Source organism: Cupriavidus sp. R6-3 (assembly GCF_059772245.1).
In genome coordinates this window covers 1-7,150 of record NZ_JCBAJO010000236.1, presented here as the reverse complement: position 1 = coordinate 7,150, position 7,150 = coordinate 1, and the positions used below count along the sequence as shown (strand labels likewise).

Annotated in this window: 7 protein-coding genes; 4 read left to right on the top strand and 3 right to left on the bottom strand. The window is 70.7% G+C overall.

Annotated elements, in window-relative coordinates; genetic code table 11:
- A partial coding sequence (locus AC6EI8_RS22570; RefSeq protein WP_498382922.1) for an aminotransferase-like domain-containing protein occupies window positions 1-640 on the top strand: 640 nt, incomplete at its 5' end.
- Between the two features lie 226 nt (window positions 641-866).
- Window positions 867-2,081 carry an NAD(P)/FAD-dependent oxidoreductase gene (locus AC6EI8_RS22565; protein ID WP_498382924.1) on the top strand — a complete coding sequence of 405 codons (1,215 nt, stop codon included), beginning with the start codon at window positions 867-869 and terminating at the stop codon, window positions 2,079-2,081.
- Window positions 2,082-2,115: 34 nt separating this feature from the next.
- Here AC6EI8_RS22565 and AC6EI8_RS22560 read toward each other — a convergent pair whose 3' ends face one another.
- A complete protein-coding gene (locus AC6EI8_RS22560) occupies window positions 2,116-2,469 on the bottom strand; it encodes a hypothetical protein (RefSeq protein WP_149318755.1) in 354 nt (117 codons plus the stop codon).
- Window positions 2,470-2,812: 343 nt separating this feature from the next.
- On the opposite strand from AC6EI8_RS22560, the gene AC6EI8_RS22555 reads away from it, so the two are divergent.
- Window positions 2,813-3,634 carry a class I SAM-dependent methyltransferase gene (locus AC6EI8_RS22555; RefSeq protein ID WP_149318756.1) on the top strand — a complete coding sequence of 274 codons (822 nt, stop codon included), beginning with the start codon at window positions 2,813-2,815 and terminating at the stop codon, window positions 3,632-3,634.
- Window positions 3,635-3,841: 207 nt separating this feature from the next.
- On the top strand, window positions 3,842-4,966 hold the full coding sequence (locus tag AC6EI8_RS22550; protein ID WP_498382923.1) for a LacI family DNA-binding transcriptional regulator: 1,125 nt from the start codon (window positions 3,842-3,844) through the stop codon (window positions 4,964-4,966).
- Here AC6EI8_RS22550 and AC6EI8_RS22545 read toward each other — a convergent pair.
- Together AC6EI8_RS22545 and AC6EI8_RS22540 are read right to left on the bottom strand one after the other, a co-directional pair.
- Window positions 4,952-5,662, bottom strand: coding sequence for a sulfite exporter TauE/SafE family protein (locus AC6EI8_RS22545; RefSeq protein ID WP_370639517.1), 711 nt, complete (start codon window positions 5,660-5,662; stop codon window positions 4,952-4,954). The two genes, AC6EI8_RS22550 and AC6EI8_RS22545, sit on opposite strands and share 15 nt — an antisense overlap.
- Complete coding sequence (locus AC6EI8_RS22540) at window positions 5,662-7,080, bottom strand: amidohydrolase family protein (RefSeq protein ID WP_149318933.1); 1,419 nt, start codon at window positions 7,078-7,080, stop codon at window positions 5,662-5,664. Before AC6EI8_RS22540 ends, AC6EI8_RS22545 begins: the two co-directional genes overlap by 1 nt.
- Window positions 7,081-7,150 lie beyond the last annotated feature (70 nt).

The following is a 7,150-nucleotide window of genomic DNA, read 5'->3' as shown; positions in this document are numbered from 1 at the left end:
GGCGCTGCTGCGCTGGGCCGCCCGCGCGCAGGCGTGGATCGTCGAGGACGACTATCTGAGCGAACTGCAATTGCAGGGCCGCGCGGCACCGGCCTTGGCGGCGACCGATCGGCACGGCCGCGTGATCCATATCGGGACGTTCAGCAAGACCATGAGCCCGGCGCTGGGGCTGGGCTTCGTGGTGGCGCCGCTGCCGCTGGCGGAACGCTTCGCCGAGGTGGCCGGCTGCCTGGCTCCCGCGCCGAACCTGGCGACACAGCTGGCGTTTGCCGAGTTCATGGCCGAGGGCCACTATCTGCGCCATCTGCGGCATATGAAGGCGCTGTATGCACAGCGGCGCGATGCGCTGCGCGGCCTTCTGCGGACCCTCCTGGACTCCCGTCCGGGCCCGCAGGCGGACGTCGATGCGATGGCCGGGCTGGCCGTGCGGCTTCGGCTGCCGCCCCACTGCGACGATCGGGCGATCGCGGCCGAAGCGGTGCGGCGCGGCATCGCGCCCTCCGCCGTCTCGCGCTGGTATGCCGACCCCGGGCGGCACCCGCAGCAGCGCGGCCTGCTGCTCGGCGTCACCAATCTGAGCGAGGCGCGGCTGGAGCCGGCCTGCGACACGTTGATGGCATTGCTGGCCGAGATGCGCTGAGCCCTCGCAGCAGTCCCTGGCAGTCAGCAGAACCCCGTAACAGCCTGCTGCAGCACGCTGCGGCGATGCCGTGCGCCGATACCGTAGCCGGACGCGCGATGTGCAGGCATTCGATGGTGCCTGCATTTGCTCAGATCTTGGTACTGTTCCCGCCGGCCCCCCGCCTCCTACCATCCCCACCTGTCGATCCGGACGGATCCTCCGTCGTTGCCAATCGTGGGGTGTCATGAACAAGCAAGTCGTTATCGTCGGAGCCGGCTTTGCCGGCATGTATGCGGCGCTGGCCGCCGCCAGACTGCGCGATCGCCACGGCGTCGCGCCGGATGCCATCGAGATCGTGGTGGTGGCGCCCGAAGCCGCCATCACGCTGCGGCCGCGTCTCTATGAAAGCGCGCCGGCGCGCATGGCGGCGCCGCTCGATGCGCTGTTCGACACCGTCGGCGTGCGCTTCATCGCCGGCTGGGCCGACACCATCGACACCGCCGCCGGCCGCGTCGCGCTGCGCGATGGCGAAGGCCGGTACAGCGAAATTCGCTACGACCGGATGGTGCTCGCCGCCGGCAGCCGTCTGGCGATGCCGGCGCTGCCCGGCCTGTCCCGGTTTGCCTTCAGCGTCGATCAGCGCGAAGACGCGGTCGCACTGGAGCGGCATCTGTCCGCGCTGGCCGAGCGGCCGTGGTCGACGGCGCGCAATACGGTGGTGGTGGCCGGCGGCGGCTTCACCGGCATCGAGACCGCCGCCGAAATGCCGGCGCGCCTGCGTGCCGCGCTCGGCGACGACAGCGAAGTACACGTGATAGTCGTGGAGCAGGCGGATGCCATCGGTCCCGATCTCGGACCCGGGCCGCGTCCCGTCATCGAGCAGGCGCTCGACGCGCTGGGGGTGCAACGCCGGCTGGGCGTCGCGGTAACGGCGGTCGACGCCCACGGCATCACGCTCAGTGACGGCAAGCGGATCGATGCCGCCACCGTCATCTGGACCGGCGGCGTCACGGCGACGCCGCTGACGCAGCAGATCCCCGCCGAGCGCGACCGCGCCGGACGGCTGCTGGTCGATCGCGACCTGCGCGTGCCGGGCGTCCCGAGCGTGTTCGTCGCCGGCGATGCCGCGAGCGCCCTGACCGATGAAGCGGGCCACCGCACGCTGATGTCCTGCCAGCATGCGATGCCGCTTGGCCGGGTCGCCGGCAACAACGCGATGGCGGATCTGCTGGGCGTCCCGGCGACGCCGTATGCCCAGCCGCGCTATGTCACTTGCCTGGACCTCGGTCCGTGGGGTGCGGTACTGACCCAAGGGTGGCAGCGCGACGTCCAGCTCACCGGTGCGGAAGCCAAGGCGCTGAAGCGGCAGATCAATCGGCAGTGGATTTATCCGCCGCCGGCGCACCGGGGCACGGCGTTCGAGATGGCGGAGCCGGGGTATCACCCAAAGGCCGGGTAGCCGTCAGGGCGCCGCGTTGGCGGGCGGCGTCCGCTCATCCGTTCGACCGCGATATGTAGTTCAGGATGCAACTCCCCGCGCAGCCCATCAGGGTGTTGCCGAGCCCAAATACGGCGGCCGCGGCGAGCCAGTCATGCGTGGCGGCGAAGGTGATGCCGCTCGCGCCGGCGACCAGGCCGAAGGCGACGGTACCGACCAGCCCGCCGGCCAGTTTGGGATGGGCGAGGCACCAATGGAGGCGGGCGCCATCCCGCCCTGCATCGGTGTCGATGGCGATGCGCGTTTCGCGAAACAAGCCGTAGCCATCATGGTGATCGTCCTCAAGGTCAAGCGTGGCAAGGTTGACGGCAAGGTGAGGCGGAAGCAGCGGAGTACGGTTGGTCTGCAAGATCAGGCTCCTGAGCAAATGGATTGGTGGAACGATGGTTGGAACGACGCTGTGCGCCGATCGCTCAGCCACTCGGCATGGCGATGCGCCGGATCGTATGCAGCCAGGTCAGGCAGCCAAAGTCCCGCGCGTTGCCTCGCGCCCGAGAACGAACAAAGCGAGCACAAAAGCACAGATCTGGGTCGCGTGCCGCGCGCCCGCCTCGGGGAAGCCGCGCCGCCTGCGCATTTCGCCGGAAGGTCCCGCGGGCGAGCCGCCCCGGCCGTGATCGCCGTCTAGCATGGACTGGCAGGCCAACTGAAGCGGCGGGCGCCCTGCCCCCGCAGCCTGCCAGGAGACCGCCATGACCACACCGAATGCCGACAAGCTGTTCACCGGCCCGATTCCCGAGCTGTACGAGCAATATCTCGTGCCGATGATCTTCCAGCCCTATGCCGACGACCTGGCCCGCCGCGTGGGCGAGCGGCGCCCTTCCCGCGTGCTCGAGATCGCCGCCGGCACCGGCGTGGTCACGCGCGCGATGGCCAGGGTGCTGCCCGACGAGGCCGAACTCGTCGTCACCGACCTGAACGCGCCGATGCTGGCGCGTGCCGAGGCGGCCGGCCTCCGCGGCCGCGTGGCCGAATGGCGCCAGGCCGATGCGATGCAATTGCCGTTCGACGATGGCAGCTTCGATCTGGTGGTGTGCCAGTTCGGCGTGATGTTCTTCCCGGACAAGGCCAGGGCCTTCGCCGAAACGCGCCGCGTACTGCGGCCCGGCGGTGCGTTCCTGTTCAATGTCTGGGACCGCATCGAGGAGAACGACTTCGCCAACGCGGTGTCACGCGCGCTGGCCGAGTGCTTTCCCGACTCGCCGCCGGACTTCATGGCCCGGACCCCGCACGGCTACCACCAGCGCGACGCCATCGAGCGCGACCTGCGCGCGGGCGGCTTTGCCTCGGCACCCAGCTTCGACACGGTAGGCAAGCGCAGCCAGGCCGAGTCGGCGCGCGTGCCGGCGGTCGGCTTCTGCCAGGCGACGCCGATGCGCGCCGAGTTCGAAGCGCGCGGCGGCGATGCGATGCAACGCGCCACCGACTATTGCGAGGCCGCGCTGCGCAGCCAGTTCGGCGAAGGACCGATCGAGGGCCGGATATCGGCGCATGTGATCGCGGTGACCGCATGATGGCGCGCTCTGCATGATGGCGCGCTCTGCATGACGGCGCGGGCTGCATGATGGCGGCATGGCGGCGCGGCGCGGCGCGATCGCTGGTGTATGCTTGCCACCGCGCCGATCGAAGGCGGCGCGAACGCGCGCATCGTCGAGGCGATCGCCGCGACGTCGCTTCCCGCGCGGCATTTCACCGCTACCCTGCTCCGTCACCGACAACGCATGAAAGACCCGAGGCCGAGCGCATCCGCCCCGCACCGACGCATCACCATCCATGACGTGGCCCGCGAGGCCGGCGTCTCGCTGACGACGGTATCGCATGCGCTGAACGATCGCGGCGTGGTCGATCCGGCCACGCGCGCTCGGGTCAAGCAGATCGCCCAGCAGCTCGGCTATCGGCCCAGCGTGCGCGCGCAGCGGCTGCGCTCGGGCCGCGCCAACAGCATCGCGCTGGTGTCGTCGATGCCGTTCGCGGTGGCCGGCGGCACCTCGCGGCTGGGCTTCATGATGGAAGTGGCGGCAATCGCCGCCGAAGCGGCGCTGGGCCGCGGCCTTGGCGTCGTGCTGGTGCCGCCGCTGGAGGGCGCGGGCGGGCTGCTGGACAGCCTGGACATCGATGGCGCGATCGTCATCGAGCCGGTCGCCAACGACGCGCATATCGCGCTGCTGCGCCAGCGCGGCGTCAGCATCGTGTCGATCGGCCGCGAGCCGGGCACCGAAGACCCGGTGCCCTTCGTCGATCTGCAATCCGAATACACCGCGCGGCTGCTGCTCGAGCATCTGCATGCGCAGGGCCGGCGCCGCATCGGCCTGCTGATCGGCGCGACGCCGCGCCAGTCCTATGTGGAGACCGAGCGCGCCTATCGCGCCTTCGTGGCCGCGGCGGGCCTGCCCTGCCATATCGTCACCGCGCAGGAGAGCGAAGGCGAAGCGGGTGGCGCCGCCGCCTGCGCGGCACTGCTGCGCGAGCAGCCGGACATCGATGCGCTATGCGCGCCGGTCGATGCCTTCGCGGTCGGCGCGATCGCGCATGCGCAATCGCTCGGCAAGCGGGTGCCGCAGGACCTGATGGTGGTGACCCGCTACGATGGCATTCGCGCGCGCAGCCACCAGCCGCCGATCACCGCGGTCAATCTGCATCTCGAACGGGTCGCGTCGCTGGCCGTCGAACTGCTGTTCGAGCATATCTCGGGCGGGCGCGAACGTGCGTCCGTGGCGGCGCCGCTGCCCGAGCTGGTGCCGCGCGAATCGTCGGCTACGTCGGCTACGTCCGCTACGTCCGCTACGTCGGCGACCTCCGCGGCCTCGGTGACGTCCGCCAGGCCCGCGACGTCAGCCCCGAACTAGCACCACCAGTCCCGATACCAGCGCGAACACCAGCACGCCGATCCGCAGCATGCGCTGGTTGATGCGCCGGTGCACCAGATGGCTGGCCAGCATGCCGGCGCCCAGCACCGGCAGCATGCCGAGCGCGTAGTGCCACTGCGGCGCGTCCAGCCGCTCGCCCACCGCCAGCACGATCAGCGAGATGATCTCGCCCACCAGGAAGCACAGCGCCACGGTCGCGCGCAGCGTGGCCACCGGCGCATGCTGGTAGGCCAGCGCGAGCGGCGGGCCGCCGACGCCGGTGGCGGTCTCGGTCACGCCGGTGATCAGGCCGGTCGAGGCGAAGGTCATCTTGCCGGGCGTGAATGCCGGCGCAATCAGCGACACCACGGCCGCCAGGATCGTGCTGCCGCCGACCAGCGCATTGAGCCAGGCCATCGGCACCGCCACCAGCACCCACAGGCCGCCGAAGGTACCGGCCAGCCGTCCGGCGCTGATCCAGCCGGCGCCGCGCAGATCGATCGCATGCCGCTCGCGCCAGGCCACATAGGCGTTCAGCGGCAGCATCGCGATCAGCAGCGAACCGGGCAGCATCGCCGGCGCGGCCAGCGCGAGCACCGGCACCACGATCAGCGCGAAGCCCATGCCGGTGGTGCCCTGGACCAGCGCGCCGGCGAACACGGCGAGCCAGACGCTCAGCATCGTCGTATCGAACATCATGCCTGCGCCCCGCCCTTCGCCGCCTTGGGACGCGACGCACGATTGGCGGCGCGGTGAACGTCGGCCGGATCGTGCAGTTTGGTGATCGGCGCGTTGGCGATGGTCTGCTCGGCCATCTGGCGGATCTCGCGCATCAGCGCGCGCGCATCCCAGTCCAGCGGCCAGCCGTCCCACAGGCGCAGCCGGCCGTCGACGAAGACGCCGCGGATCTGGTCGCGATTGGCCAGCCGCACCAGCTCCCAGCTCAGGTCCCACGACGGCGTCATCTCCGGTACATCGCAATCGACCAGCAGGAAGTCGGCCTGCTTGCCGGCCGCGATCTCGCCGGTGACGTTGCCCAGGCCGGCAGCATCGGCGCCGTCGTGCGTCGCCATGTCGAGCCAGCGCCAGCCGGCGCCGCAGGACGAGTCGCCGACGCCGATGCCGAAGGCGAAGCGCTGCGCCGCCTCGGCATAGTCGAGCAGGCGGAAGCCGTCGCTGCGGGTGCCGTCGGTGCCCAGCCCCAGGCGCACGCCAAAGGTCGCCATGGTCTCGGCCGGCGCCACCGCATTGCCCTTCCAGGCGCTGGCGACGGGGTTGTAGGCCACCGCCGCGCCGCGCTCGGCCAGCAGGCGGATCTCGTGCGGCGTCACCAGCGTCGCGTGCGCCAGCAGCGCGGCCGGGCCCAGCGCGCCGACCGCCTCCAGATGTTCGATCGGCCGCTGGCGGCGCGCATTGAGCGAACGCTCCACGGCGACCAGATGTTCGTTGGCGTGCGTCTGGAAGACGCGGCCCGCTTCCTCGCACAGCCGATAGACGTCGCGCAGCATCGTGTCGCTGGCCACCTCGGGAATCGAGATCGCCAGCGACGGCACCACCAGCGGATGATCGTCGTACATCGCCAGATGGCGCTCGGCGCGGCGCAGGATCGGCGCGGCGTCGAGGGTCTGGCCGCCGGGGCGATCGTTGCAGATCAGGCCCAGCACGCAGCGCACGCCGGCCTCGCCGACCGCCTGCGCGATCGCCTCCAGCCCCGCATCGGCACGCGTGCCGGCATCGCACACCGTCGTGAAGCCGCCGCGCAGCGCCTCGAGCGCGGCGAGCTTCGACGACAGGTACAGATGCGTCTCGGTCAGGCTGCCCTCCAGCGGCACCCACACGCGCCGGAAAATCTCCGAGGGCTCGCCGAACACCAGCGACTTGCCGAACGATTGCGTCAGATGATGATGGGTATCGATCATGCCCGGCATCAGCAGCATGCGCGGCAACGACAGCGTGGGCAGATGCGGGAATTGCGCGGCGATCTGGGCGGCCGGGCCGACTGCGGCGAAGCGGCCGTCCTGCACCACGATCGCGTGGTCGCGCACGATGCCGTCGCGCAGCAGCGTCCATTCGGGCAGCAGCACCTGCGGGCGGTCGAAGGACGCGGGGCGCAGCGCGGCGCGGTCTGGATCGGCGGACGGATCGGTGAAGCGATCAGTGAAGGGAGCGGGGAAAGCGGAGGAA